The organism is Nonomuraea soli (assembly GCF_013761175.1).
GTDB classification, from domain to species: domain Bacteria; phylum Actinomycetota; class Actinomycetes; order Streptosporangiales; family Streptosporangiaceae; genus Nonomuraea; species Nonomuraea soli.
On sequence record NZ_JACDUR010000001.1, the window covers coordinates 43,547 to 68,271 of the forward strand.

General features: G+C 71.9%; 24 protein-coding genes. 14 read left to right on the plus strand and 10 right to left on the minus strand.

The window, feature by feature from the left end; genetic code table 11:
- Positions 1–14 precede the first annotated feature (14 nt).
- Complete coding sequence (locus HNR30_RS00215; RefSeq protein ID WP_181606966.1) at positions 15–653, plus strand: response regulator; 639 nt, start codon at positions 15–17, stop codon at positions 651–653.
- On the opposite strand, the gene HNR30_RS00220 is transcribed toward HNR30_RS00215, so the two are convergent.
- From HNR30_RS00220 to HNR30_RS00230, 3 genes are read right to left on the minus strand one after another with little or no spacing between them, the layout of a single operon-like run.
- Complete coding sequence (locus HNR30_RS00220) at positions 650–1,021, minus strand: DUF3037 domain-containing protein (protein WP_181606971.1); 372 nt, start codon at positions 1,019–1,021, stop codon at positions 650–652. The two genes, HNR30_RS00215 and HNR30_RS00220, sit on opposite strands and share 4 nt — an antisense overlap.
- Complete coding sequence (locus HNR30_RS00225; RefSeq protein ID WP_181606974.1) at positions 1,021–1,797, minus strand: HipA family kinase; 777 nt, start codon at positions 1,795–1,797, stop codon at positions 1,021–1,023. The genes HNR30_RS00220 and HNR30_RS00225 overlap by 1 nt, the downstream gene beginning before the upstream one ends.
- A complete protein-coding gene (locus tag HNR30_RS00230; RefSeq protein WP_181606976.1) occupies positions 1,790–2,311 on the minus strand; it encodes a hypothetical protein in 522 nt (173 codons plus the stop codon). Before HNR30_RS00230 ends, HNR30_RS00225 begins: the two co-directional genes overlap by 8 nt.
- 65 nt (positions 2,312–2,376) lie before the next feature.
- Here HNR30_RS00230 and HNR30_RS00235 point away from each other — a divergent pair, with 65 nt between their 5' ends.
- Positions 2,377–2,913: a TetR/AcrR family transcriptional regulator gene (locus HNR30_RS00235; RefSeq protein WP_181606978.1), complete on the plus strand. Its 537-nt coding sequence runs from the start codon at positions 2,377–2,379 to the stop codon at positions 2,911–2,913.
- On the opposite strand, the gene HNR30_RS00240 is transcribed toward HNR30_RS00235, so the two are convergent.
- The 3 genes from HNR30_RS00240 to HNR30_RS00250 are packed head-to-tail and all read right to left on the minus strand — an operon-like array spanning position 2,906 to position 5,786.
- The gene (locus HNR30_RS00240; RefSeq protein ID WP_181606980.1) at positions 2,906–3,766 is read right to left on the minus strand and encodes a TIGR03619 family F420-dependent LLM class oxidoreductase; all 861 of its coding nucleotides are present in this window, start codon (positions 3,764–3,766) and stop codon (positions 2,906–2,908) included. The two genes, HNR30_RS00235 and HNR30_RS00240, sit on opposite strands and share 8 nt — an antisense overlap.
- Complete coding sequence (locus HNR30_RS00245; RefSeq protein ID WP_181606983.1) at positions 3,763–5,010, minus strand: LLM class flavin-dependent oxidoreductase; 1,248 nt, start codon at positions 5,008–5,010, stop codon at positions 3,763–3,765. Before HNR30_RS00245 ends, HNR30_RS00240 begins: the two co-directional genes overlap by 4 nt.
- Complete coding sequence (locus HNR30_RS00250) at positions 5,007–5,786, minus strand: alpha/beta fold hydrolase (RefSeq protein ID WP_181606985.1); 780 nt, start codon at positions 5,784–5,786, stop codon at positions 5,007–5,009. The genes HNR30_RS00245 and HNR30_RS00250 overlap by 4 nt, the downstream gene beginning before the upstream one ends.
- Positions 5,787–5,846: 60 nt before the next feature.
- Between HNR30_RS00250 and HNR30_RS00255 the strand changes: the two genes are divergently transcribed.
- From HNR30_RS00255 to HNR30_RS00265, 3 genes are all read left to right on the plus strand, one after another.
- Positions 5,847–6,668, plus strand: a complete 822-nt coding sequence (locus HNR30_RS00255; protein ID WP_181606987.1) for a TIGR03619 family F420-dependent LLM class oxidoreductase — start codon at positions 5,847–5,849, stop codon at positions 6,666–6,668.
- Positions 6,640–7,911 (plus strand): serine/threonine-protein kinase, encoded by a 1,272-nt coding sequence (locus HNR30_RS00260; protein ID WP_181606989.1) that lies wholly within the window; start codon positions 6,640–6,642, stop codon positions 7,909–7,911. The genes HNR30_RS00255 and HNR30_RS00260 overlap by 29 nt, the downstream gene beginning before the upstream one ends.
- Before the next feature lie 117 nt (positions 7,912–8,028).
- Positions 8,029–10,035 carry a PASTA domain-containing protein gene (locus HNR30_RS00265; protein WP_246377219.1) on the plus strand — a complete coding sequence of 669 codons (2,007 nt, stop codon included), beginning with the start codon at positions 8,029–8,031 and terminating at the stop codon, positions 10,033–10,035.
- Positions 10,036–10,050: 15 nt separating this feature from the next.
- On the opposite strand, the gene HNR30_RS00270 is transcribed toward HNR30_RS00265, so the two are convergent.
- The gene (locus HNR30_RS00270) at positions 10,051–10,584 is read right to left on the minus strand and encodes a TetR/AcrR family transcriptional regulator (protein ID WP_181606993.1); all 534 of its coding nucleotides are present in this window, start codon (positions 10,582–10,584) and stop codon (positions 10,051–10,053) included.
- 74 nt (positions 10,585–10,658) lie between these two features.
- Between HNR30_RS00270 and HNR30_RS00275 the strand changes: the two genes are divergently transcribed.
- Both HNR30_RS00275 and HNR30_RS00280 read left to right on the plus strand, forming a co-directional pair.
- Positions 10,659–12,815: an MMPL family transporter gene (locus tag HNR30_RS00275; protein WP_181606995.1), complete on the plus strand. Its 2,157-nt coding sequence runs from the start codon at positions 10,659–10,661 to the stop codon at positions 12,813–12,815.
- A gap of 37 nt (positions 12,816–12,852) precedes the next feature.
- Positions 12,853–13,698 (plus strand): S1 family peptidase, encoded by an 846-nt coding sequence (locus HNR30_RS00280; RefSeq protein ID WP_220133123.1) that lies wholly within the window; start codon positions 12,853–12,855, stop codon positions 13,696–13,698.
- A 43-nt stretch (positions 13,699–13,741) separates the two neighbouring features.
- Here HNR30_RS00280 and HNR30_RS00285 read toward each other — a convergent pair whose 3' ends face one another.
- A complete protein-coding gene (locus HNR30_RS00285; protein ID WP_181606999.1) occupies positions 13,742–14,800 on the minus strand; it encodes an alcohol dehydrogenase catalytic domain-containing protein in 1,059 nt (352 codons plus the stop codon).
- A gap of 101 nt (positions 14,801–14,901) precedes the next feature.
- On the opposite strand from HNR30_RS00285, the gene HNR30_RS00290 reads away from it, so the two are divergent.
- The 3 genes from HNR30_RS00290 to HNR30_RS00300 are packed head-to-tail and all read left to right on the plus strand — an operon-like array spanning position 14,902 to position 19,567.
- Positions 14,902–16,134, plus strand: coding sequence for an ABC transporter substrate-binding protein (locus HNR30_RS00290; protein WP_181607001.1), 1,233 nt, complete (start codon positions 14,902–14,904; stop codon positions 16,132–16,134).
- The gene (locus HNR30_RS00295) at positions 16,131–18,839 is read left to right on the plus strand and encodes an ABC transporter permease subunit (RefSeq protein WP_181607004.1); all 2,709 of its coding nucleotides are present in this window, start codon (positions 16,131–16,133) and stop codon (positions 18,837–18,839) included. The genes HNR30_RS00290 and HNR30_RS00295 overlap by 4 nt, the downstream gene beginning before the upstream one ends.
- Positions 18,836–19,567, plus strand: a complete 732-nt coding sequence (locus tag HNR30_RS00300) for an ABC transporter ATP-binding protein (protein ID WP_181607008.1) — start codon at positions 18,836–18,838, stop codon at positions 19,565–19,567. Before HNR30_RS00295 ends, HNR30_RS00300 begins: the two co-directional genes overlap by 4 nt.
- Here HNR30_RS00300 and HNR30_RS00305 read toward each other — a convergent pair.
- Positions 19,564–20,172 carry a VOC family protein gene (locus HNR30_RS00305; RefSeq protein WP_181607010.1) on the minus strand — a complete coding sequence of 203 codons (609 nt, stop codon included), beginning with the start codon at positions 20,170–20,172 and terminating at the stop codon, positions 19,564–19,566. The genes HNR30_RS00300 and HNR30_RS00305 overlap by 4 nt on opposite strands.
- Before the next feature lie 23 nt (positions 20,173–20,195).
- A complete protein-coding gene (locus HNR30_RS00310) occupies positions 20,196–20,918 on the minus strand; it encodes a dienelactone hydrolase family protein (RefSeq protein ID WP_181607012.1) in 723 nt (240 codons plus the stop codon).
- An 88-nt stretch (positions 20,919–21,006) separates the two neighbouring features.
- Here HNR30_RS00310 and HNR30_RS00315 point away from each other — a divergent pair, with 88 nt between their 5' ends.
- The 4 genes from HNR30_RS00315 to HNR30_RS00330 are packed head-to-tail and all read left to right on the plus strand — an operon-like array spanning position 21,007 to position 24,724.
- A complete protein-coding gene (locus HNR30_RS00315) occupies positions 21,007–21,828 on the plus strand; it encodes a hypothetical protein (RefSeq protein WP_181607017.1) in 822 nt (273 codons plus the stop codon).
- 9 nt (positions 21,829–21,837) lie between these two features.
- Complete coding sequence (locus HNR30_RS00320; protein ID WP_181607019.1) at positions 21,838–22,941, plus strand: acyl-CoA dehydrogenase family protein; 1,104 nt, start codon at positions 21,838–21,840, stop codon at positions 22,939–22,941.
- Positions 22,938–23,894 (plus strand): acyl-CoA dehydrogenase family protein, encoded by a 957-nt coding sequence (locus HNR30_RS00325; protein ID WP_181607020.1) that lies wholly within the window; start codon positions 22,938–22,940, stop codon positions 23,892–23,894. Before HNR30_RS00320 ends, HNR30_RS00325 begins: the two co-directional genes overlap by 4 nt.
- Positions 23,885–24,724: a TIGR03619 family F420-dependent LLM class oxidoreductase gene (locus HNR30_RS00330; protein ID WP_246377055.1), complete on the plus strand. Its 840-nt coding sequence runs from the start codon at positions 23,885–23,887 to the stop codon at positions 24,722–24,724. Before HNR30_RS00325 ends, HNR30_RS00330 begins: the two co-directional genes overlap by 10 nt.
- The last annotated feature ends 1 nt before the right edge of the window (position 24,725 follow it).

Below are 24,725 nucleotides of genomic sequence, written 5' to 3' on the forward strand. Positions count from 1 at the left end.
CGGAGGGTGACATCGTGCGCATCGTGATCGGTGAGGACTCCGCCCTGTTCCGCGAGGGTTTGTCGAGGTTGTTGTCGGAGGCCGGGCACGAGGTCGCGGCGCTGGCCGGCGACGCGGGCACGCTGGTCGAGGCGGTCGACCGCGAGCGCCCCGACCTGGCGATCATCGACATCCGCATGCCGCCCGACCACACCGACGACGGCGCGCGGGCCGCTCGCCGGGTGCGCGCCGCCCACCCCGGCATGGGCATCGTCCTGCTCTCGCAGCACATCGAGTCGCGCCACTCGGTCGAGCTGGTCGCCGCGGGACGTTTCGGTTACCTGCTGAAGGACCGGGTGTTCGACGTCGACGACTTCCTCGACGCCCTGCGCAGGGTGGCCTGCGGCGGCTCGGCGCTCGATCCCGAGGTGGTCGAGCGCCTCATCAAGGCCACCCGCCACGACGACCCGCTCCTGGCGCTCACCCCGCGCGAGCGGGAGGTGCTGGCGCTGATGGCCGAGGGCAGGACCAACGTGGGCATCGCCAGGCGGTTGTGGCTCACCGAGCGCACCGTCGAGACCCACGTCGGCAACATCCTGACCAAGCTCGGCCTGGCCGACGGCAAGGAGGACCACCGCAGGGTCCTGGCGGTGCTGGCGTACCTGAGGCGTTAGAGGCTGACGAGCTTGCCGAACAGGCGATCCAGCTCCTGGGCCGGATCGTCGGTGAGGCCGGCGTGCACGGGGCCGGCCTGCACGATCGTGCTGCGCGGGGCGGTGAGCCAGCGGAAGCGGCTGCCCGGGGACTCGCGTGACAGCGGTCCTTCCTTGTCGGCGCAGGCCAGCTCGTAGGCCGACAGCGCCTGCCGTACGGCACGCACGTCGGCGACCGGGTCGAGGGCGCGCAGCCGGGCGGCGTCGAGCTCGACCCTGGCGCACAGGTAGGTGCGCGGCTGGCAGTAGAGCAGTACGCCGGCGTTGATCTGCTCGCCGCGCTCGACCCTGGGGATGACGCGGATGACTGCGTACTCGTAGACGTCCATCACTGACCTCGGTGGAAGGCGCCGACGGAGCCGGGGCCGCTCTTGCGCCGCTCGGTGACGGCGCTCTCCCAGCCGTCGAGGGCGCGCCGGTGAAGGTGCTCCACGTACGCGTGCCGTACGTCGGCGGGGGAGCCGAAGCCGGGCTCGTCGGCCAGCCACTCGTCGGGCACGAGCGCGGTGACCTCCTCCAGCATCGCGCGGGTGACCTCCATGCGGCCCTCGCCCTCGGCGAACGGGGCCAGCACGTGGTCGGAGTCGTCGTAGGGCCGTCGCGGGTCGGCGCTCTTCCAGTTGTGGTGGAACCACAACGCCGCGCCGTGGTCGATCAGCCAGACGTCGTCGTGCCACAGCAGCAGGTTGGGGTTGCGCCAGCTGCGGTCGACGTTGTGGATCAGCCCGTCGAACCAGACGACGCGCGCGGCGAAGGCCGGGTCGGGGGTCCAGGTGAGCGGCTCGAAGTTGAGCGCTCCCGGCAGGAAGTCGACGGCCAGGTTGAGCCCGGCGCTGTTCTTGAGCAGCTCCTGGATCTCGTGGTCGGGCTCGCGCACGCCGAACTGGGCGTCGAGTTCGATGAGCTTCAGGTCGGGGGTGCGCAGGCCCAGGCGGCGGGCGAGCTCGGCGCAGATGATCTCGGCGACGAGCACCCGGCGTCCCTGACCGGCGCCGCGGAATTTCACGGCGTAGGTGCCGTAGTCGTCGGCCTCCACCACACCTGGCAGCGAGCCGCCCTCCCGCAGCGGGGTGACGTAGCGGGTCGCCGTGATCCGTTCAAGCACGTCCAGAGGCTATCGCCTTGACGCGGCGGAGCATCATCACGCGGATCAGGCCGCTCCCGGGACGGATCACCCGCCAGTAGCGCAGGAAGGCCCGCCGGGCCTCGGGGCTGGTCGCCGTGACCGTCGTCTCGGTGGTCAGTTTCGTACGGCCGGCGTGGTCCTCCAGGGTGAAGCCGAAGACGCCCTTGGCGTAGCCGGGCTCGGCGAAGGCCTCGAACGCGGCGGCGTCGGCGATCGTGACGTTGCGCGCGGCGCCGAGCTTCCACCACTGGCCGACGATGCCGCTGGTGAGCTCCTTGCCGGGGATCTCGGTGAGGGGCACGAACGCGGCGGGCAGGTCGCGCTGGAGGTGGCCGTGGCGTACCAGCGCGGCCAGGCCGCGGAGCACGAACAGCGGTTTGACGATCTTCAGGTCTCTCGCGGAGAAGGACTTCAGCGCCGCCCAGACACGTTCGGGCGGTGCGTCGATGACGATGCTGTGCCGTTCGGCGGCGTCAGGCTGGGTGTGAACCATTGTCGCATCACTCCATACGGTTGCGTATGGCCGGACCGTACGCTGGCGTATGGAAGGATGTCAACATGGCGAAGGTCACCGCGGACGACTGGGCGAACGCCGCCCTGGAGGCGATGGCGGAGGGCGGGCCCGCGGCGGTCGCCGTCGAGCCGGTCGCCACCAGGCTGGGCGTCTCCAAGGGCAGCTTCTACTGGCATTTCACCAACCGGCAGGCCCTGGTGGAGGCGGCACTGAGACGCTGGGAGACCTCGACGGGCGAGATCATCGATTACCTGGAGGAGATCCCCGATCCGGCGGCGCGCCTGCGGGCCCTGCTGGAGCTGGCCTTCTCCGACCCGCGAGACGCCTCGGTGTCGCTGCGGCTGGTCGGCGCCGCCGACGACCCCGCCGTCGCCGAGGTGGCGCGGCGGGTCAGTCAGCGGCGGCTCGGCTACATCGCGGCCGCGCTGGAACAGCTCGGCCACCCGCCGCAGGCCGCGCGCGACAGGGCGCTGTCGGCCTACAGCGGCTACCTGGGGCTGGCCGCGCTGCTGCGCATCGGGGCGGTCACCGAGGTGCCGCCCAACGCGGTCGAGGAGGTGCTGCGGGAGATGCTCACCTGATGATCTCTTCGGCGAACCTCTCCATGGTCACCCGCTTCAGCTCGAGGCCGCTCAGCGTGGCCTTCTCCTCGGGCGTTGCGAGCCACCAGGGCGCCGCCATCGTGGCCGACACGCCCTTGTCGTGCCATCGCCGGTAGGTGTCGCGATCGGGTAGCACGGCCAGCGGGGCGACGATCTCCAGGGCGTCGGCGGGCCTGCCGTACTCCGCCAGAAACTTGCGCAACGCCGCCAGCACCTCGTCGAGCTGCTCCTCGGCGTAGATGCGGTTGCCGATCCAGCCGTCGCCGAGCCGGGCCGCCCTGCGCAGGGCCGCCTCGCTGTCGCCGCCGACGTACACCGGGATCGGGCGCTCGGGCGTGGGGGCGATGGAGAACTCCGGGATGCCGGGCAGGGTCAGCGCCTCGCCGCTCCACAGCTGCCGCAGCCGCGGGATCATCGCGTCGAGGCGGCGGCCACGCGTGTGGAAGTCCTGGCCGGTCGCCAGGAACTCCTCCTTGCACCAGCCCACACCCACCCCGAACGTCACCCGGTCGCCCGACAGCACCGCCGCCGTGGAGACCTGCTTGGCCACGGTGAGAAGATCACGCGCGGGAGCGATGTAGACGTTCGGCGCGAAGCGCAGCCGCGTCGTCACCGCCGCCATCGCCCCGATCGTCACCCACGCGTCCGGCCAGTGCGTGGAGGCGTCCCAGCGCGGCTTCCCGCTGCGCGAGTAGGGGTACGGCGTGGCGAAGTCGGCGTAGAAGAGGTGGTCGGACAGGGTGAAGGTGTCGAAGCCGCAGTCCTCGGCGATCCGGGCGAGCTGGGTGAACTCGCCCGTGTCGACGAAGGAGGCGCCCAGCCAGTACCTCACTGGAACTCCGGGATGACCTTGGTGGCGAACAGCTCCAGGTTGCGCTTGACCGTGTCGAGCGGCAGCACACCCTGCTGTCCCTGCATGTACAGGCCGAACCACTCCAGGTCCGGCATGCGGTCGAGCATGCGCTGGATGCCGCGCTTGACGTCGTCGGGCGAGCCGAACAGCGCCATCTCGACGTCGTTCATGCGCTTGACGTCGCCCTTCTCCGGCGAGATGGGCTTGTGCCTGTCGTCCTCCTTCTTGCGCAGCACCTCCAGGTAACCGAACGGGCCGAAGAAGGCGGCGAAGTCCTTGGGGATGCCGCGGCCGTAGGTGTTGATCGCCTCTTCCGTCGTGTCGGCGATGCCCACGATCTTCAGGATGCCGGTGTGCTCGCCCAGCTTGTAGTGGCGCCCGGCCTTGGCCGACTCCTCCTGGTAGAGCTTGGCCTTGGCCGCGTGGTCGTCGGGGTTGGGCGTGAACATCCACGGCATGATGTCTTCTTGCGCGGCCCGGATGACGCTGCGGTCGGAGATCGTGAACGGCTGCCACAACTCGGGGTGCGGGTTCTGGTACGGCCGGGGGCAGACCGAGATCGCCTGGACCTTTCCCTCGTCGTCGAGCTCGCCCGGCGCGCCGAAGGTCTGCGTCCACTCCTGCGCGGGCCAGCCCTCGATGCCCTCGTAGGGATGGGGCACGGAGTAGTCGAGCACGTCCGACTTGTAGCGCAGCGTCTCCTGCGTCCACGCCATCTTCATGATCTTGAGCACTTCGCCGAAGACGTCGAAGTTGCGGTCGTCGGACTTGGAGCCGTCGGAGCGGGCGGCCGCGGCGTGCCAGCGCTGGCCCAGCACGTTCATCCACCGGTTCTGGTAGCCGCGCGCTACGCCGAGGCGCAGCCGGCCCTTGGAGAACTGGTCGAGCAGCGCCACGTCCTCGGCCGCCCGGATCGGGTCCCACGCGGGCAGCACCATGCCGAGCGGCGCCAGCAGGATGCGCTCGGTGCGGGCCGCCAGGTCCGTCAGGAACATCAGCGGGTTGACCGAGAACTCCATGCCCTCCGAGTGGAAGTGGTGCTCGGTCATCATGAGGGCGTCGAAGCCGATGCGGTCGGCGTGGACCGCGATCTCGCGCACCTCGTGCAGCAAGGCCTGGTACGACTCGGTGTCGCGGCCGATCGGCCGTTTGGCGCGCGCGTTCGCCTCCGCGGCGTACCCGGAGCCGGGGATCTGGGGGTTCAGGAAGATGGCGAACTTCACGTGAGACTCCTCAGCCATTCAGTGACGACAAGAGCGAATTCGGCAGGGCGTTCCTCGTGCAGCCGATGGCCGCTTCCGGGCCAGCAGATCGTGCGCGAGCGGGGGTCCTTCAGCAGGTCGGCCTCCCAGGCGGCCTGGGCCGGGTTGGCCCAGAACGACAGCACCGGGCAGGTCCGCTGCGACAGGTAGGCGTCGGCGGCCGGGCGGGTCCCGATCGCGTCCTGGCCGTCCCAGAGCGACTCGAACGCCTGGGCCAGCACGTGCGGCGGGGTGGCCAGCAGCCTCCTGCGGTGCCATTCGCGCAGCCAGGAGGGGGAGGCGGCGGTGTAGCACCACTGGTCGATCTGGACGGCCGCGGCCGCGGGGTCGGGGCCGCGCAGGCCGTCGAGGAGGCTCAGCGAGATGCGGCCCACGCCCGCGGGCCAGCCGTAGCCGGGGTCGACGGTGACGAGGGCCTTGACCAGCTCGGGGTGCTCGACGGCCAGGCGGGAGACGATGACGGCTCCCATCGAGTGGCCGACGGCCACGCACGGGCCGTCGAGGAGCCGGACGAGGTCGCCGGTCATCGCGGTCACGGTGTTGCCGGTCTCCGGGGCGGAGGAGTATCCGTGTCCGCGCAGGTCGACGGCGATCACCCGGTAGTGCTGGGTGAGCGCGGGCAGGTGGTGCACCCACTGATGCGAGTCCGCGCCCCAGCCGTGGACGAGCAGCAGTGTGGTGTCCCCGGAACCGTCGTCGGTGTAGAACAACCGAAACCCGTCCAACTCCACGAACATGGTCAGCAAGCTACTCTAAGATTCTGAACCGAGCAATCGCTTGGTAGAGAGAGGGGCGTCATGCGGCTGGGCGTCACGATGTTCGCCACCGACCGGTCGATCTCCATCACCCGGCTGGCCCGGGCCGTCGAGGAGCGCGGGCTCTGCTCGCTCTACCTGCCCGAGCACACCCACATGCCCGTCGCCACCCCGCACACGCCGGGGCAGCCCGACGTGCCGGAGCCGTACAAGCGCACGCTCGACCCGCTCGTCGCGCTCGCCGCCGCCGCGGCCGTCACCGAGCGCATCACCCTGGGCACCGGCATCCTGCTGGCCGCGCAGCGCGAACCGCTCGTCACGGCCAAGGCCATCGCCACCCTCGACCACCTCGCGCCCGGCCGGGTGGCGGTGGGGGTCGGGTTCGGGTGGAACGCGCCCGAGGTCGAGCACCACGGCGTGCCCTACGCCGAGCGCAGGGACGTGGCTCGGCGGCACATGCTCGCCATGAAGGCGCTGTGGAGCCAGGAGCAGGCCTCGTCGGAGAGCTTCGGTCCGACCTATTCATGGCCCAAGCCCACGGTGATGCCGCCGATCTACCTCGGCGGCGCGGCGGGGCCCAAGCTGTTCGCGCACGTGGCGGAGTACGGCGACGGCTGGATCCCGATCGGCGCCAAGGGCATCAAGGCCGCCCTGCCCGCCTTCCGCGACACCTGTGGCGACAAGCGCATCATCCCGTTCGGCTCGCTGCCCACACCCGACAAGCTCGAGTACTTCGCCACGCTGGGGATCGAGGAGGTGGTGGCCAACGTGCCCAGCGGCACCGCCGACGAGGTGCTGCCGGTGCTGGACACGCTGGCTGCCATAATCTCCCCCTATGTCGAAACTCGCCCCGCTTCGCGCTGAGGACCCGCGACGGCTGGGCGCGTACGACCTCGTCGGCAGGCTCGGCCAGGGCGGCCAGGGCGTGGTCTACCTGGGCGAGCCCGCGGCCGCCGTCAAGCTGCTGCACGCCAGCGTCGACGAGCGGCGCATGCGGGGAGAGATCGAGGCGCTGCGCCGGGTCGCGCCGTTCTGCACCGCCCCGCTGCTCGACGCGGGCATCGCCGACGGGCGGCCCTACCTGGTCAGCGAATACGTCGACGGGGTGTCGCTGCGCGAGCACGTCATCGCGAGCGGGCCCCGCACGGGAGGGTCGCTGCACCGGCTGGCGATCGGCATGGCCACCGCCCTGGCCGCCATCCACCGCGCCGGGGTCGTGCACCGCGACTTCAAACCCGGCAACGTGCTGCTCGGGCTCGACGGGGTGCGGGTGATCGACTTCGGCGTCGCGCGCCTGGTGGGCACCGACGTGACCACGGGGCTCGCGGTGGGCTCACCGGCGTACATGGCGCCCGAGCAGGTCAAGGGGGAGGTGGCAGGGCCGGCTGCCGACCTGTACGCGTTCGGGCTGACCGTCGCGTTCACGGCCAACGGGCGGCACGCGTACGGCGGGGCGACGTATCAGGAGGTGCTGGCCAAGATCGTGTACGGCAGGGCGGACCTGGGGGAGCTGAGCGGGTCGCTGCGGGAGATCGTGGAGGGCTGCCTGGCGCCCGACCCGGAGGAGCGGCCGTCGGCGGAGGAGGTGCTCCGGCTGCTGCGGCACCACGACGCGCCCGCCACGGCACGTTCTGAGGTGTCGGCGGCTCGTCCTGTCTTGGTGCGCACCCTGCCCGGCGGTGAGGCGGCGGCTCCGAGGCGGAGGCGCCCGGCGTGGTGGCAGGTGCTCGTCCTCGCGGCCGGACTCGCCGCGGCCGTGGCCGGATTCGTCCTCTGGCTGGACTCGCCCAAGATGCCCACCCTCACCGGCCATTGGACCGGCACCGCCGTACACCCTGCGGCGGGCCGCGTCTTCCCGGTCGAGCTGGACCTGGCGGGTGAGGGCGACTCACGCATGCGCTGGGGCGCCGACCTGCACTGCGAAGGCATGCTCAGCCCCGGCGGCAAGCCCCTGACCTTCAGTCTCGACCGCGTGGAGGGCAAGGAGTGTTACCCCGGCACCGTCGTCCTCGGCCCCACCCGCGACTCCAACCAGCTGGACATCAAGGTCTCGCGATCAGGTGACAACACCGTCACCTACTCGGGCACGGTGGCGCGCCCCTCCTGACCTGGTGTGTCACAGTCAGGCGGCAATCGCCCCGCGAACCGTTGACTGCCGATGGTACGTCTCATTCAGTGGAACCCAACGACGGGTTGCTAGCGAGGGGAGGCGCCCGTGCCCATCATGCAGCCGCTCAGGACGGGGGACCCTCGGCGACTGGGAGACTACGAACTGTCAGGCCGCCTCGGTGAGGGCGGTCAGGGAGTGGTCTATCTCGGCACCAGGAGTCCTGAGCGGGGAGAGCACGAGCCGCAGGCAGGGGCCCACCACGAGGTGAGCTGTGCGGTCAAACTGCTGCACGGCACCGTGGGGGACGAACAGGCCGCCTTCCTGCGCGAGGTCGAGCTGGCCAAGCACGTGGCCAGGTTCTGCACCGCGCAGGTGCTCGACGTCGGCTTCGCCGAGGGCCGGCCGTTCATCGTCAGCGAGTACGTCGACGGGCCCTCGCTCCACCGGGAGGTGGCGCTGACCGGGCCGCGGCGCGGAGCCTCGCTGGAACGCCTGGCCGTGGGCTGCGCCACCGCGCTGGCGGCCATCCACCGGGCGGGCATCGTGCACCGCGACTTCAAGCCGCAGAACGTGCTGCTGGGACCCGACGGGCCGCGCGTCATCGACTTCGGGCTGGCCCGCGCCCTCGACGCCGCCGCCACCCAGAGCGGGCGGGGTGTCGGCACTCCCGCCTACATGGCGCCCGAGCAGATCACGGCCTCCGCGGTGACCGGGGTGGCCGACGTGTTCGCGTGGGGCGCCACGATGTGCTTCGCCGCGAATGCCTCCGCCCCCTTCGGGCAGGACTCCGTCGCACCGGTGCTGCATCGCATCCTCACCGCGCCGCCCGCGCTCGGGCGGCTGGAGGGGGCGTTACGCGAACTGGTGGCGGCTTGCCTGGAGAAGGACCCGCGCAACCGGCCCACCAGCCGGGATCTGCTGCTGGAGCTGCTCGGCGGTGCCGAGGGGGTGCCGGCGGAGGTGCTGCGCTCACCTCCGCCGCACGTCTTCCGCGCGGCGCGGGCGGCGGACGCGGCGGACGCGGAGGACACGGACCCGACGGGGTGGATGGCGGCCGGTGTGTCGATCGGCGGCGCCCCGATCGCCGAGCCTGAGGCCACGGGAGCGGCCCCGGACTCGTACCGCCTGCCGGATGCCGAGTCAGCGGGCAGGGAGAAGACGGGGACGGGTGGCCTCGGTTCGAGTCTGGTCACCTCGCCCAGGGCCGGCGCCGTCAACCGCGCCGGGCTGGCCGTCTCCGGAGCGCTCCTGGTCACCGCCGCCATCCTGGTGGCCGTCGTCTGGCCGGGCATCTCCCGCCGGGACGACCCGCCGCCCCAGGCCGCCGCCGGGCCGACCGTGGTGGTGACGACGACGCCCCTCGCGCTCCACCCGCAACTGGAGAGCGAGAACTCCCTGGAGAAGCGCTCGGAAGCGCCCCCCGACAAGCCCGCCGAGCGGCCGACCGACAGGCCGCCTCCTGCCACCCAGGTCCCCGTCCCTGCCGTGGTGGGCATGGATCGGGCCGCCGCGCAGAAGGCGCTCAAGGCCGGTGGGCTGGTGCTGGGCGACGTGGCCGAGGTCGACTCCCCGCGGAAGATCGGCCAGGTGCTCAGCAGTGTCCCGGCGGCCGGGGCGAGGGTGGCGCCGGGTTCGCGGGTGAGCCTGACGCTGTCGGCGGGGATCACCGTGCCCAAGGTCGTCGGCCTGACCCGTCCGGCCGCGGTATCGGCCCTGACGGCGAGCGGTCTGGCGGTGGGCAAGGTCACGCTGACCTGTGCGGCGGGCGGCGGTAACAGGGTGACCGCGGCCAGTCCGGCGCAGGGGAGCAGGGCGCCCGCGGGGACGAAGGTCGCCCTGACGGTGGCGCGGAACGGCGCGCAGATGCCGGGGGTGGTCGGCAGCCAGCGCGCCCAGGCGACCAAGCAGCTGGCCGGCGCCGGGTTCACGGTGAGGGTGGTGCCGCGGCTGGTGAGCGATCCGAGCCAGGGTGACGTGGTGCTGGCCCAGAACGTGGCCGCCGGGACGTGTGCCAAGCCGGGGCGCGTGGTGACGCTGACGGTGGGCGTGATGGGGCAGACGGAGCCCGAGCCGGACCCGAGCGAGGACCCGACGACCCCGGCCCCGAGCCCCAGCCCCTGACTCCCGGGGCGGGGGTCAGGCCCAGCGGGAGAGCAGCTCCAGCAGGCTCTGCCGTACCGTCTCCTCCGGCAGGTCCATCGTGTGCACCATGCCGTACTCCAGCGCTCCCAGCGCCGCCCATCCCCGCACCCTGGTGAAGTCCGTCGGCTCGGGGCCGACCAGCTTGGCGTAGATCTCGTCGCGGAAGGTGCGCACCGCCTCGCCGGTGGATCCGGGCGGCGCCTCGTCGATGCGCCCGATGTCCTCCAGCATGAGCCGCACCACCGCGCGATGCCGTACGCAGAAGGTCACCAGTCCGTCGAGGCAGCGCGAGAAGGTGTCGAAGGTGGCGCCGAGGAAGTCGAACAGGTCGTCGGCGGCGGGTGCGATGAGCTCGGCGGCAAGCCGGTCCTTGGGGTGGAAGTGGTAGGCGACGGCCGTCTTGGTCAGTCCGACGGCGCCGGCGATGTCGGCGAGCGAGGTGGCGGCGTAGCCGCGCTCGGCGAACAGTTTCTGCGCCGCGGCGAGGATGCGGCTGCGGGTGTCGTTGCCGTGATCGAGTGTGGTCATCGTCTCACTTCCCAGGTGGTGCAGCACTGCTTATCGTAGGTCCTGTACGGGCGTACAGGACGAGGGGAAAGCCAATGTCGGGACTGCTGGGACGGTTGGGCGGCTGGTGCGCGCGGCACGGCCGCTGGGTGCTGGCCCTGTGGGTGATCGTCGCGGCGGCCCTGATGGGCGGCAGCCTGGCGCTCGGCAGCCCGGTGAGCAACGAGGTGTCGATCCCCGGCAGCGACGCCCAGCGGGCCCACGACCTGATGGCCGAGGGTTTCGGTCCCGGTTACGGCACGGGCGGGACGGTCCAGCTGGTCCTGTACGCGGACGCGGCCCTGGCCGCCGAGCCGCGCAAGCAGGCCCTGGACGACTCGGTCGAGCGCATCGAGCGGCTCCCGAACGTCGTGGACGCCGAGCTCAGGCCGTCGGCGAACCCGAACATCGGGATGATCGTCGTCAGGCTCGAAGGCCACGACACCACCAAGACGGCGCAGACCGCCCAGACGATCGCGAAGGCCGCCGACCCGGCGCGGGAGTACGGGGTCGAGGTGGTGCCCGCCGACAACTCCACGCCCGCCGACAAGGAGATCAAGACCGGCCCGAGCGAGATCGCCGGCGTGCTCATCGCCCTGCTCGTGCTGGTCCTCGCGTTCGGCACGCTCGTCGCCGCCCTGGTGCCCATCTTCAGCGCCCTCGTCAGCGTCGTGACGGGGCTGGGCCTGATCGGCCTGCTCGGCCACCTGATCGACGTGCCCAAGCAGGCGGGCATCATGGCCACCATGATCGGCCTGGGCGTCGGCATCGACTACGCCCTGTTCCTCATCTCCCGCTACCGCAGGCTCCTGGCCGAGGGCGTGCCGACCGTGGAGGCCGTGCGCAGGACCACCTCCAGCTCGGGCGGCGCGGTCGTGTTCGCGGGCGGCACCGTGATCATCGCGCTGAGCGCGCTCATGCTCGGCGGCTTCCCGCTGCTGCAGACACTCGGCTGGATCACCGGCCTGTCGGTGGTGTGCGCGGTGCTCACCTCGGTCACGCTGGTGCCCGCGATGCTCGGCGTGCTCGGACCGAAGATCAACGCGCTGCGGGTGCTCAAGGCGCGCGGCTCGGAGGACAGCGGCTGGGGCGGCCTGGCCCAGTGGGTCGCCCGGAGGCCCTGGCGGGTGCTGATCGGCAGCGTGCTGGTGCTGGCCGCCCTGGCCGCGCCCGCCCTGACGCTGAAGCTCGGCCCGCTCGGCGACTCCTACGCCGAGGAGGGCACCACCACCCGCCGCGCCTACGAGCTGATCCAGACCGGGTACGGACCCGGCGCCAACGGGCCGCTGATCGTGGTGGCCGACGGCACCGGTGACGCGCACGCCGTACGGCAGGCGCTGGACGAGGTGCCGGGCGTGGCGAGCGTCGGCCCCGCCAAGCTCAACGAGTCCGGCAGGTCGGTCCTGGTGCAGGTCATCCCCGACTACGCGCCCGGTGACCCGCGTTCCCTGGACGTGGTCGAGGCGGTGCGCGCGCTGGAGCTGCCCGGCGCGAAGGTGCACGTCGGCGGCGAGGTGGCGGCGATGGCCGACGTCGGCGGCCGCATGGTCGAGCGCACGCCGCTGGTCATCGGCGTGGTGGTGCTGCTCAGCGCGTTGCTCCTGCTGCTCGCCTTCCGCGCCCCCGTGGTGGCGGTCAAGGCCGCGGTGATGAACCTGATCTCGCTCGGCGCCGCCTTCGGCGCGCTGGCGCTGGTCTTCTCCCTGGGCCTGGGCAGCCGCCTGGTGGGCATGGACCCACCGGTCTCCGACGCCATGCTCGTGGAGTGGATCTTCAGCGTCCCGATCGACAACTACGTGCCCCTGATGCTCTTCGCGGTGCTGTTCGGGCTGTCGATGGACTACGAGGTCTTCCTGCTGACCGCGGTGCGCCAGGCCTACCTCAAGCACGGGGACAACCGCCGCGCCGTGGCCGAGGGACTGGGCTCGACCGGACGGGTGATCACGTCGGCGGCACTCATCATGGTCGCCGTGTTCGTCGCCTTCATCGCCTACCCCGACCCTCTGGTGAAGGTGTTCGGCGTGGGCCTGGCGGTGGCCATCGCGGTCGACGCGACCATCATCCGCGGGTTCCTGGTTCCGGCGACGATGGTGCTGCTGGGACGGGCCAACTGGTGGTGCCCGCGCTGGCTCGACCGGCTGCTGCCCAACCTGTCGGTCGAGGGGCACGAGGAGCACACGTCAGCACCACGTGAGCTGGTCGATGCGCGATAGAAGTGCTCTCGTGACAGTCAGGGCACAGACTTCGCCCATGTCTGTCATGCGCAAGGCGCTGACAAGCGCCATAGCCGCCGTGGCCCTGCTGCTCTCCCTCACCGCACCGGCCGGGGCCATCACGGGAGGCCTCCCGGACGGCAACCTGCACCCCAACGTCGGCCTCATCCTCTACTACACCGAGGAGGGGCGCTTCCGCTGCTCGGCCACCCTCATCTCGCCGACCGTCCTGCTGACGGCCGCGCACTGCACGGAGGGCACACTGGGCAGCACGCTCGTCACCTTCGACTCGGTGATCGCCGAGAACCCGCCGTCGCCGTTCCCGGTCGCCGCCGACCCGAGCGCGGGATACACCCCGCAGGAGATCACCGCGGCCGGGTTCCTGTCGGGCACCGCCCACACCCACCCCGAATACTCGGGCTTCACCGACCTCGACAACTGGAACGACATCGGCGTCATCGTGCTCGACCAGCCGGTCGCCGGGATCACCCCGGCCCAGCTGGCGCCGATCGGCTACCTCGACGCCTACGCCCAGCCGAGGCTCAACAAGACCATCTTCACCTTCGTCGGGTACGGCACCGAGGTCCGTAAGCCGCTGACCGGCCCGCAGAAGCCGCAGCCGATGACGTATCCGCTGATGCGCCGCTACGCGGAGTCTCCGGGTCAGAAGCTGACGCCGCAGATCCTGCAGGCCAACGGCAACTACAACGACAACCGCGGCACCGGAGGCACCTGCTTCGGCGACTCGGGCGGTCCCGGCTTCCTCAACGGCTACCTCGTCACCGTGACGAGCTACGGCTACACGCAGAACTGCCGCTACCTCGGCGGCTACCAGCGCGTCGACATCCCCGTCGTGGCCGACTGGATCGCGACCTTCCTGTAAGGGCGAGCGGGCGGGGGCGGGACGCGTGCCGTACCCCCGCCCGTCAGTCGAAGACGATGACACTGCGGGCCACCGAGCCCTGCCGTACCCTTTCGACCGCCGCGTTGATGTCCTCCAGCGGCACGCGTTCGGTGATCAGCCCGTCCAGGTCCAGCCGTCCCGCCATGTACTGCGCGGCCAGCATGGGCAGGTCGCGCAGCGGCGCGGCGTCGCCGCCCTGGGTGCCCATGAGCCTGCGCGAGGCGAACAGCAGGCTGGGGTCGATCTCCAGGTTCTGGCCGCGCGGCGGGCTGCCGACCATGACGGTCGTGCCGCCCGGGCGGGTGGCGGCGAAGGCCTTGGCCAGCACGCCGGGAACGCCGGTGGCGTCGAAGGCGTAGTCGACGTTCTGCGGGAACTCCTGGACCGGTGTCGCGCCGAACCGCTCGGCCAGCTTGAGCTTCTGCTCGGCGATGTCGGCGGCGTAGATCGTGGTGGCCCCGGCCAGCACCGCGCCCTGGATGACGTTGAGCCCGACCCCGCCGCAGCCGACGACCAGCACACTTGAGCCCGGCTGCACACGCGCCACGTTGAGCACGGCGCCGACGCCGGTGACGACGCCGCACGCGAGCAGGGCCATGGCGGCGAAGGGCGCGTCCTTGGCGATCTTCACGCACATGCGCTCGGAGACCACCGCGTGCTCGGCGAAGGAGCCGATGCCGATGAAGCGCCTGGTCTCGGCGCCGTCGAGGGTCATGCGCGGCAACCCGCCCATGATCGCGGTCATCCGCGCTGGGCCCGAGCACAGGTGGAACTCGCCCCCGGCGCAGCCCCGGCAGCGCCCGCAGGGACCGCTCATCGCGATGATCACGTGGTCGCCCGGCTTGAGTGCCGCGACCCCCTCGCCGACGCTCTCGACCACGCCCGCGCTCTCGTGGCCGAGCACGAAGGGCAGCTGGGAGACGACCGGGCTCTTGCCGTCGATGGCCTTCAGGTCGGAGCCGCAGATGCCGGAGGCCCGGATGCGCACGCGGACCTCGCCGGGTCCCGGGTCGGCCAGCTCGACCTCGCGGATCTCCAGGGGCGCGTGGAATTCGGTCAGTACGGCGGCGCGGGTCAGCATGACCGTCACGCTAGCCGGAGCACAATTGCGTAGCAAGCAGTTGCTTGGTGATGTCCGTAAATCTACTCTTCAGAAAACCGAGCGAGCGCTAGGTGGTTTTCATGAGGAAGCGGATGATTGCCGTCCTGGCCGCTGCGGGGCTCGCCGCCGCGGCCTGCGCGGCCGAACAGTCGGGCGGTACGGCCAGCGGTGCGGCTTCCGGTGTCACCGGCACCTCCATCAAGATCGGCGGGGTGCTCACCAAGACCTCGGCCAGCGGCTACTCCACCAAGGACGCCGAGATCGGCGCCAAGGCCAGGTTCGAGCGCGCCAACGCCGCAGGCGGCGTGCACGGCAGGAAGATCGAGTTCGTCGGCGCCGAGGACGACACCCAGGACGCGGCCAAGGGCGACGCCGCGGCCAAGAAGCTCGTGCAGAAGGACGGCGTGTTCGCCCTCGTGCCCGTGCACGCGCCCAACTTCGGCGGCGCCGCCTTCCTGGAGCAGCAGGGCGTGCCGTGGTTCGGCTGGGCGACCGGGCCGCAGTGGTGCGGCACCACGACCGGCTTCGGCTACAACGGCTGCCTGGCGCCCAAGGCGGGCGCGGGCTCGCAGACCTGGTGGGGACGGCAGATGGCCGACCTGCTCGGCGGCGCCCAGGGCAAGAAGGTCTGGGTGCAGACCTCCGACTCCAGCGGCAGCAAGTACGGCGGCAAGACCATCTCCCAGTCGTTCGAGGCGGCCGGCTTCACCCTCGTCGGCGTCGACTCCAGCCTGCCCGCCGCGGCCCCGCCGCCCGACTGGCTCCCGCACGTCAACAAGATCATGGCGACCAAGCCCGACGTCGTCGTCAGCGTCATCGCGGGCACCAAGTTCAACGCCGGGCTCTACGCGGGCCTGAAGAAGGCCGGCTACCAGGGCGTGCTCACCGACGCCACCAGCTACGACGCCAACATCCTCAAGGACCCCGCCCAGGCGCAGGCGTTCGAAGGCGTCATCGCGGCACCCATGTTCGAGCCCTTCGAGTCGACCGCCCCGGAGATCGAGCAGCTGCGCAAGGACGTCGAGGCCGTGGCGCCCGGCACCCAGCTCACCCAGCACCTGGCCATCGGCTACTGGGCGGCCGACATCTTCCTGAAGGTCGCCGACCAGGCGGGCAAGGACCTCACCAGGGAGAAGTTCCTGTCCGTGGCCAACGGCACCTTTTCCTACGAGAACGCCGGATTCGGGCGCATCGCCTATCCCAAGGACCACGACGAGCCCAACGGCTGCGGCGCGCTGGTGAAGATCAGCGGCGGCGCGTTCCAGGTGGCCAAGAACATGAAGTGCTTCGACAACGTGCCGCTCAAGCCGTGATCGGATACATCCTCAGCGGGCTCGTCACCGGCGCGATCTTCGCGGTGCTGGGCTCGGGACTGACCCTGTCGTACGCGGCGACCGGGGTGTTCAACTTCGCCCACGGCGCGATCGGCTTCCTGACCGCGCTGGTGTACTACGAGCTCTACGCCGGACTCGGGCTGCCGCGCTGGATCGCCGCCCTGGTGGCGGCCGGGCTGTTCGCGCCGCTGGTCGGGCTGGCACTGCACCGGGCGATGTTCCGCGGGCTGGCGGGGGCGGGGGAGACGGCGCAGATCGTCGGCACCATCGGGCTGACGATCGCGCTGCCCGCCCTCGGGCTCTTCCTGGTCGAGCTGGCCCTGCCCCTGGGGCTCGCGCCAATCGACGTGAGCGTGCAGCCGCGCGGCGTCGGCCCGGCGCCGCCCGCGCTGTTCGACCTCGGCATCGTCACGCTCGACAGCGACCAGCTGATCACCTTCGGCTTCGCCGTACTGGCCGCCGCCGGCCTGTGGGCCTTCATGCGCCACACCCCGTACGGCCTGCGCATGCGCGCCTGCGTCGACCGGCGCGGCCTGGCCGGGCTACGGGGCATCGACCCCGACTCCACCTCCGCCCTCGCCTGGATGCTCAGCTGCCTGCTCGCCGGCCTGGCCGGTGTGCTGGCGCTGCCCATCGTCGGGCTCGACGCCCACGCCTACACCGTGCTGCTGTTCGCCTCCGCCACAGCCGCGGTGTTCGGTCGGCTGCGCTCCATCCCCTGGACCTTCGCCGCCGGGCTCGGGCTCGGCGTCGTGACGAACCTCGTCGCCGGATACGGCTCGTTCCTGCAGGAGATCACCGGCCTTCGCTCCGCCGTACCCGTCATCCTGCTCTTCCTCGGCCTGCTGCTGCTCAACCGCTCGCGCGAGCGGGTGGCGGGCAGCTCGGCCGAGGACACGCCGCCGCCCGACTACCGCGCCGACCTGCCGCCGTGGCGGCGCCGCCTGCCCTGGCTCGCCGGCCTGGCCCTGCTGCTGGGCTTCACCTTCACCCAGTCCGACTACTACGTGGGCATCGTCGCCCAGGGCCTGGTCCTGGCGCTGATCTTCTGCTCGTTCGTGGTCGTCACCGGGATCGGCGGCATGGTCAACCTCGCCCAGGCCTCCTTCGCCGCGATGGCCGCACTCACCTGCGGATGGGCCTTCTCCGCGGGGCTGCCGTTCATCGTGGCCATCGTGCTCGGGGTGCTCGCCGCCACCGCCGTCGGCATGCTCGTCGCCCTGCCCGCGCTGCGGCTCGGCGGGCGCATCCTCACCCTGGCCACGCTGGCCCTGGCGCTCCTGGCCGACCAGGTGCTCTTCCAGATCGACGCCTTCAGCAACGGGACCATCGGGTGGACGCTGCCCGCGATCAACCTGGGCTTGGGCACCACGACCTCGCCGCAGGTGCGGGTGGTGCTGCTGCTCGTGCTGATCGGTCTGGTCGGGCTGCTGGTGCGCAACCTCGAACGGTCGGCCTCCGGCCGGGCGATCCTCGCGGTGCGCTCGGCTCCCGCCGCCGCGACCACCTCGGGGTTGTCGGCGGCGCGCACCAAGTTCCTGCTCTTCGCGCTGGCCTCGGCGATCGCGGGGCTCGGCGGGGTGCTGTACGCGATCTCCAAGGGGGCGACCACCGCCACCGACCTGCCGGCGTTCGCCGGGTTCGTCTGGCTCGCCGTCGTGGTGCTGCAGGGAGTGCGGCGCATCGGCGGCGCGGTGGTGGGCGGCCTCATCGCGGCCGTCTTCCCCGAACTGCTGTCGGCGTGGGGAGTGTCGGCGCACGTGGGGCTCATCCTGTTCGGGGCGGGCGGGATGATCCTGGCCAAACACCCGGACGGCGTGCTCGCCCAGCTCGCCGAGCAACGGTACCGCCGCCGCACGAAGGCCACGGCGGGGTCCACCACGGCGGACACCACGGCGGGCGCCACGGTGGACCCCCTGTCCGCCGCTCCCGGTGTCCCCCTCCGCCGCGTCGGTGAGACGGTGTACGGCGGAGCCCGGCGGGAGGCGTCCGGTGACCAGCCGTCCCCGCTGTTCGAGCTCCAAGGCGTGGTCGCCGCCCGAGCCGAGGCCACCGTCCTGCGGGGCGTCGACCTGGAGGTCCACGCGGGCGAGGTCGTCGCCCTCCTGGGAGCCAACGGCGCGGGCAAGTCCACCACCTGCGCCGTGGCCGCCGGAGACGTCCTGCTCACCGAGGGCCGGGTGCTGCTCGACGGCACGGACGTCACCACCTGGCAGCCGCATCGACGGGCCAGGGCGGGCATCCTCCTGGCCCCGGAAGGGCGCGGCGTCTTCCCCGCCCTCACCGTGGAGGAGAACCTGCGCACCTGGCTGCCCGACCCCGCCCCCGTCTTCGACCGCCTCCCGCTCCTGGCCACCCGGCGTGCCGTACCGGCCGGTGCGCTGTCGGGAGGCGAGCAACAGCTTCTCACCCTCGCCCCCGCCCTGGTCAGACCACCGAAGGTGCTGATCGCCGACGAGCCCTCCCTGGGCCTGGCCCCGAGGGTGGTCGAGCAGGTCTTCCAGCTGTTCACCGAGCTGCGCGACAAGGGTGTGGCGCTTCTCCTGGTCGAGGAGAAGGCGACGGAGGCGCTGGCGATCGCCGACCGGGTGGCGTTCATGCGGCTGGGCCGCATCACCTGGACGGGCTCCCGGTCGGAGGTCGACGGCGAGCGGCTGGCGGCGGCCTATCTGGGGGTGTCATGAGAGTCGAGGACGTGTCGGTCTCCTTCGGCGGGGTCAGGGCCCTGACGGAGGTGAACTTCGAGGCCCCGGAGGGCGGGATCTGCGGCGTGATCGGTCCCAACGGCGCGGGCAAGACCACGCTGTTCGACGTGATCTCCGGGTTGCGCAGGCCGAGCGGCGGGCGGGTGAGCCTCCAGGGGCAGGACCTGACCGGTCTGAGCGCGGTGAAGCGGGCCAGGAACGGCGTGCGCCGCACGTTCCAGCGCACCCAGGTCTTCGGCCGCCTGACGGTGGCGGAGAACGTGCTGGCCGCGCTGGAGTGGCCGCGCCAGAACTTCCTGGGCGACCTGGCCGCCTGGCCGTCGAGGCGCACGCTGGAGCGCGAGCGTGGCGGGCGCGTGGACGAGGTGCTGGCGTTGTGCGGGCTGACGCCGCTGCGCGACGCGTACGCGGCGGCGTTGCCGGTCGGGCAGCGGCGGCTGGTGGAGCTGGCCAGGGCGCTGGCCGGCCGGCCGAGGCTGCTGCTGCTCGACGAGCCGACCTCGGGGCTGGACGCCGACCAGGTGGCCAGGCTTCGCGAGGTCGTCACGGGCCTGGAGACGACCGTGCTGCTCGTCGAGCACGACATGGGCTTCGTGATGGGCGTGTGCGACCGGCTCGTGGTGCTGGACCTGGGCAAGGTCATCGCCCAGGGACCGCCCGAGCGGATCAGGCAGGACCCGGTGGTCAGGGCCGCCTATCTGGGTTAGCCGGTGCTCCGCTCCACGGTGATCCCCTCGCGTCCGAGGTCCTCGATGATCCCGTCGACCAGACGCGTGGCCACGGTGCGCTCCAGGCGGCCGTGGTCACGAAGCTCTCGTACGGCGGGCACCGGGTCGGCGTCGGCGAACAGGCGCTCGTCGCCGTAGTCGACCGGCCGCCCGGTGGGGTCGATCGTCCACCACGAGGCCTCCAGCGCGATGCCGTTGGGGTCGCTGAAGTAGATCGACCGCAGGAACCCGTGGTCGATCACGTCGGTGACCTCGCAGCCGTGAGCCTTCAGCCGGTCGCGCATGCGGTTGAGCGCGTCCTCGTCCGGCAGGTGCAGCGACAGGTGGTCGAACTGGGAGGCCTTCGGGTACGGCACGCCGGCCGGCTTGGCGAAGCTCTCGATGGGCTGGTCGGTGAACTCGAAGAACGCGATGGTGTTGCCCGGCGCGACCTCGAAGAAGTAGTGGCGGAAGGCGGGGATGGCAAGCGTGGTCACCAGGCGCGCGTCGAGGACGCCGTGCCAGAAGCGCACGGTCGCGTCCATGTCCGCTGTCACCAGGGCCAGGTGGTGGACTCCCCGCCACGGAACGGAATCGGTGGCCATGCCGCTGACGGTACGCCTTTCAACTATCCGTGGCGAGAGGTGAAGGCCAGGATCCTGCGCCACGAGTCGGCGCACGCCTCGGCCCACTCGGTCGCCGAGCGGTCGAAGAAGGAGTGCGGCGCGCCCTCGTAGACGTGCTGCTCGACCTCGATGCCCGCCCGCTCCAGGCTGGAGCGCAGGGCGGCGAACTGCTCGGGGGTCGCGCCGCGGTCGGCGCCGCCCAGGAGCATCAGCACGGGGGAGCCGGGCCCCTTCGGCTCCCAGCCGTCGATGAAGCGCAGCGAGCCGTAGTAGCCGACGCCGCCCGCGAAGCCCTCGACCGAGGCGGCCACGCGCCAGGCATGGGCGCCGCCGAAGCAGAAGCCGACGACGAAGACCGGGCCGGGCAGGGTGGCCGCCGCCGCCCTGGCGTCGGCGTCGAGCTGTTCGTCGGTGACCTGCCGCACGTGCGGCAGGTAGTCGAAGTCGTCGCCGCGCTCGCCGGTGCCCGCCGTGCGGCCGAAGTAGTCGATGGCCACGGCGTGGAAGCCGGCCTCGGCGTAGCGCACGGCCAGGTCGCGGTAGAACGGGTGCAGGCCGCGCACGTCGGGGAAGATGACGACGCCGCGCCCGTTGGGCTCGGCGGGCACGGCCCGGTAGGCCAGGAACGTGGTGCCGTCGGCGGAGGTGAGGGTGGTCTCGCCGTGCTCGGCGACCTCGCCCACGACAGGCGGTGCGGGCGGGCGGCTGTCAGGAGAGTGGCACACAACTGACAATCTCTCGCATCGACGGCATGGACCGGGCAAGGTTCTGCTACGGACGAACGAAAACAGGGGTCACGAGCGTCCAAGGGTCATGAGGTCACGCCCCACCGCCGCGGTGCTTCTCGGCCACGTGGCCCTCTACGGGCTGCTGCTCATCACGATCGACACCGCTGCTCTCCCCGAACCCTCCGACGCCGTCCGGTTCTGGCTGCGGATCGACGCCCAGGTCTTCTCCGTCGCCGCCCTGCTGCTGCTCTTCCCGACCTTCCTGGTCTACCGGGGCGACCCGCTGGGTTCGCTGCTCAGCGGCCTGATGGGCACGCCCTACCTGGTCGCCCTGGCCTGGCTGATCGGCGACGCGGCCGTCGGGCTGGCCGACTACGGTCCGCGCTGGTTCGTGGTGGCCAGGTTCGTGCTGCTGGTCTTCGCCGCGGGCACGTTCGTCGCGGGGCTGCTGGCCATCCCCGCCAACGCCGAGGCGCGGCCCGCGCGGGTCTCGGCCGCGGTGCTGGCGCACTCGTTGGGGTTCTGGCCGGTCGTGGTGGCGCTGTCGGTCGTCGCGCTGGCCGAGCCCCTGCCCGCCGGGACGGGGGTCTGGGGTGCGCGTGACGACGTGGTCTACGGGCTGTGGGCGTACTCGGCCGGGTTCGTGGCACTCGGCGTGGCCCTGGGGCTGCTCGCGCGCAGCGCCCAGCGCCGCGGCCCCACCACGGGCACGCTGATCTCCGCCGGGCTGCTCCTGCCGCCCTACCTCGTGCTGATGGAGCTGTTCACCCGCTTCGACCCCTTCCACCTGGCGCCCTACACGCCGCCCGAGTGGTACGGCTGGGCGGTGCAGACCATCACGGTGTGGTCGGCGCTGGCGCTGATGGCGGGGGTGGGGTTCCTGTTCAGGGAACCAAGCGTGCGCTAGGTTGGGTAGGTGGATCTCGACTTCACCCCCGCGGAACAGTCGTTCCGCGCCGAGGTGCGCTCCTGGCTGGCCGAACACACCCCGCGCCACCTGCCGTCCCTCGACACAGCCGACGGCTTCGCCGCCCACCGCGCGTGGGAGGCGCGGCTCGCCGCCGAACGCCTGTCCGTGGTCTCCTGGCCGGAGGAGTACGGCGGGCGGGGAGCCTCCCTCATCGAGTGGCTGATCTTCGAGGAGGAGTACTGGGCGGCCGGAGCGCCGGCCAGGGTCACCCAGAACGGCATCTTCCTGCTCGCCCCCACCCTGTTCACCTACGGCACCCCCGAGCAGCGCGCCACCTGGCTGCCGCGCATGGCCCGCGCCGACGACGTCTGGGCCCAGGCCTGGTCGGAGCCGGGCGCTGGCAGCGACCTGGCCGCACTCACCTCACGCGCCGTCCGCGCCGACGGCGGCTGGCGGCTGCACGGACTGAAGACCTGGAGCTCACGAGCCGCCTACGCCGGCCACGGCTTCGGCCTGTTCCGCACCTCGGGCGAGCGCCACCACGGCCTGACCTACTTCCTGTTCCCCCTCGACGACGTCGAGGTGCGGCCCATCGCTCAGCTCGACGGGGAGTACGGCTTCGCCGAACTCGCCTTCGACGGCGTGTTCGTGCCCGACTCCATGGTGCTCGGCGACGTCGGCCAGGGCTGGCGCATCGCCATGGCCACCACCTCCTCCGAACGCGGGCTCACCCTGCGCAGCCCGGGCCGCTTCCTGGCCACCGCCTCCCGGCTCGTCGACCTCGCCGCCGACGCCGGCGACCCGGTGCTCCTCGACCGGGCCGCCCGCTGCTGGACCGAGGCCGAGGCCTACCGCCTGCACACCTTCACCACCGCCCGCCGCCTCATGGACGGCACGGAGATCGGCGCCGCCTCCAGCCTCGGCAAGGTCTTCTGGTCCGAGCTCGACCTGCGCATGCACACGCTCGCCATGGACCTGCTCGGCGACCGGGCCGCCGGGACGCCCTGGTACGACGGCTTCCTGTTCTCCCTGGCCGGGCCCATCTACGCCGGGACCAACGAGATCCAGCGCAACATCGTCGCCGAGCGGGTCCTGGGGCTGCCACGATGAACTTCACCTTCACCGACGACCAGGCCGACTTCGGGCTCGTCGTCCGCGACGTGCTCGCCGGCTGCCGCGACGACCGGGGCGCCGCCGCCTGGCAGCGGCTGGGGACGCTCGGCTTCTTCGGGATGCTCGTCGACGACTCGCGCGGCGGACTCGGGCTTCGGCTCGCGGACGCGCTGCCCGCCCTGGAGGAGACCGGGCGGGCGGCCATGCCCGGCCCCGTCGTCGACACCGCCGTCGCGGGCGCGCTGCTGCTCGACGGGCCCGAACTCGACAAGCTCGCCGCCGGAGCGCTCCGCGTCGCCGTGGCCGACAGCGCCTCGACCGCCGCCGACGCCGACCTGGCCGACGTGATCGTCGCCTGGCCGCGCGTGGCCTCCCGCGACGCCGTATCGTCGCAGGCTCCTCAACTTCGTGTACGGCTTGAGCCACGGCCGGGCATCGACCCCGCCAGGCCGCTGTTCACCGTCACCCTCGACGGCGACACCCGCGAACTGACGGGCTCGGCCGTAACAGCGTGGCGGGCGGCCACCGTCGCCACCGCGGCCCAGCTGATCGGGGCCGCCCGCCACCTGCTCGACACCACCGTCGCCTACGCCCGCGAGCGCACCCAGTTCGGCCGGGCCATCGGCGGCTTCCAGGCGGTCAAGCACCGGCTCGCCGACGTCGCCATCGCCGTGGAGTTCGCCGCCCCCCTCGTCCACCGGGCGGCCCTCTCCTACGAACTGCCCTCAGGCGAGCGGGACGTCAGCGCCGCCAAGGCCGCCGCCAACGACGCCGCCCGCCTCGCCGCCGAAGCGGCACTGCAGGTGCACGGCGCCATCGGCTACACCCACGAGCTGGAACTGCGCCACTGGCTGACCCGCGTGTGGTCGTGGAGCGCCGCGTACGGCACCAGCGCAACACACCGCGCCCGCGTGCGCGCCCTGGTCAGGGAGGTACCGCGATGGCCGTGAAGATGAAGTACGGCGTGCCGCTCGGCCTGCTGCATCCCGCCGCGTGGAAGGACGTCGCCGTCGCCGCGGACGAGCTCGGGTTCGAATCCGTGTGGGCGCCCGAGCACCTCGTCTTCACCACCGACCTGTCCACCGCGACCTACCCGGGCACCAGCGACCCCGGCATCAGACCCGCCACGCCGATCTTCGACGCGCCCGCGTTCCTGTGCTGGCTGGCCGGGCTGACGCGCCGCATCCGGCTGGGCACCGCCGTCCACCTGTTCGCGCTGCGCCACCCGTTCGTGTCGGCGCGGGCCTTCGCCACGCTCGACGTCATCTCGACAGGGCGCGCCATCTGCGGGGTCGGCGCCGGGTGGTACCGGGGGGAGTGGGACGCGGCGGGAGTGCCCTTCGAGACGCGCGGTGCCCGGCTCGACGAGGCGCTGCGCATCGCCAGGCGGCTGTGGAGCGAGCCCGTGGTGGAGCACAGCGGGGAGTTCTACCGCTTTCCCGAGGTGGCGTTCGAGCCCAAGCCGGTGCAGCACCGGCTGCCCGTGCTGGCCGGGGGCGAGTCGCGTGCGGCCCTGCGGAGAGCGGCGACGCTGTGCGACGGGTGGATCAGCATGCCGCACACGCTGGAGTCGATCCGGCCGCAGCTGGAGGTGCTGTCGGAGCTGTCGGGCGGGCGCCGCGTGCCGGTGACGGCGCACGCCTACGACCTGGCGTCGCCCGGCGAGGTGGGGGAGTGGGCGGCGCTGGGGGTGGACCGGCTCATCGTGCGGCCGTGGAAGCGGTCGCGTGACGCGGTGGACGGGCTGAGCGCGTTCGCACGGGAGTACGGGGTGTCGTAGC

What these genes read in the sequence shown, in the direction of transcription:
- HNR30_RS00300 (WP_181607008.1), top strand. Translation starts at nt 18,836, where the DNA reads ATGAGAGTCGAGGACGTGTCGGTCTCCTTCGGCGGGGTCAGGGCCCTG.
- HNR30_RS00330 (WP_246377055.1), top strand. Translation starts at nt 23,885, where the DNA reads ATGGCCGTGAAGATGAAGTACGGCGTGCCGCTCGGCCTGCTGCATCCC.
- HNR30_RS00265 (WP_246377219.1), top strand. Translation starts at nt 8,029, where the DNA reads ATGCAGCCGCTCAGGACGGGGGACCCTCGGCGACTGGGAGACTACGAA.
- HNR30_RS00235 (WP_181606978.1), top strand. Translation starts at nt 2,377, where the DNA reads ATGGCGAAGGTCACCGCGGACGACTGGGCGAACGCCGCCCTGGAGGCG.
- HNR30_RS00290 (WP_181607001.1), top strand. Translation starts at nt 14,902, where the DNA reads ATGAGGAAGCGGATGATTGCCGTCCTGGCCGCTGCGGGGCTCGCCGCC.
- HNR30_RS00285 (WP_181606999.1), bottom strand. Translation starts at nt 14,800, where the DNA reads ATGCTGACCCGCGCCGCCGTACTGACCGAATTCCACGCGCCCCTGGAG.
- HNR30_RS00270 (WP_181606993.1), bottom strand. Translation starts at nt 10,584, where the DNA reads ATGACCACACTCGATCACGGCAACGACACCCGCAGCCGCATCCTCGCC.
- HNR30_RS00325 (WP_181607020.1), top strand. Translation starts at nt 22,938, where the DNA reads ATGAACTTCACCTTCACCGACGACCAGGCCGACTTCGGGCTCGTCGTC.
- HNR30_RS00250 (WP_181606985.1), bottom strand. Translation starts at nt 5,786, where the DNA reads ATGTTCGTGGAGTTGGACGGGTTTCGGTTGTTCTACACCGACGACGGT.
- HNR30_RS00305 (WP_181607010.1), bottom strand. Translation starts at nt 20,172, where the DNA reads ATGGCCACCGATTCCGTTCCGTGGCGGGGAGTCCACCACCTGGCCCTG.
- HNR30_RS00255 (WP_181606987.1), top strand. Translation starts at nt 5,847, where the DNA reads ATGCGGCTGGGCGTCACGATGTTCGCCACCGACCGGTCGATCTCCATC.
- HNR30_RS00230 (WP_181606976.1), bottom strand. Translation starts at nt 2,311, where the DNA reads ATGGTTCACACCCAGCCTGACGCCGCCGAACGGCACAGCATCGTCATC.
- HNR30_RS00280 (WP_220133123.1), top strand. Translation starts at nt 12,853, where the DNA reads ATGTCTGTCATGCGCAAGGCGCTGACAAGCGCCATAGCCGCCGTGGCC.
- HNR30_RS00220 (WP_181606971.1), bottom strand. Translation starts at nt 1,021, where the DNA reads ATGGACGTCTACGAGTACGCAGTCATCCGCGTCATCCCCAGGGTCGAG.
- HNR30_RS00260 (WP_181606989.1), top strand. Translation starts at nt 6,640, where the DNA reads ATGTCGAAACTCGCCCCGCTTCGCGCTGAGGACCCGCGACGGCTGGGC.
- HNR30_RS00315 (WP_181607017.1), top strand. Translation starts at nt 21,007, where the DNA reads ATGAGGTCACGCCCCACCGCCGCGGTGCTTCTCGGCCACGTGGCCCTC.
- HNR30_RS00275 (WP_181606995.1), top strand. Translation starts at nt 10,659, where the DNA reads ATGTCGGGACTGCTGGGACGGTTGGGCGGCTGGTGCGCGCGGCACGGC.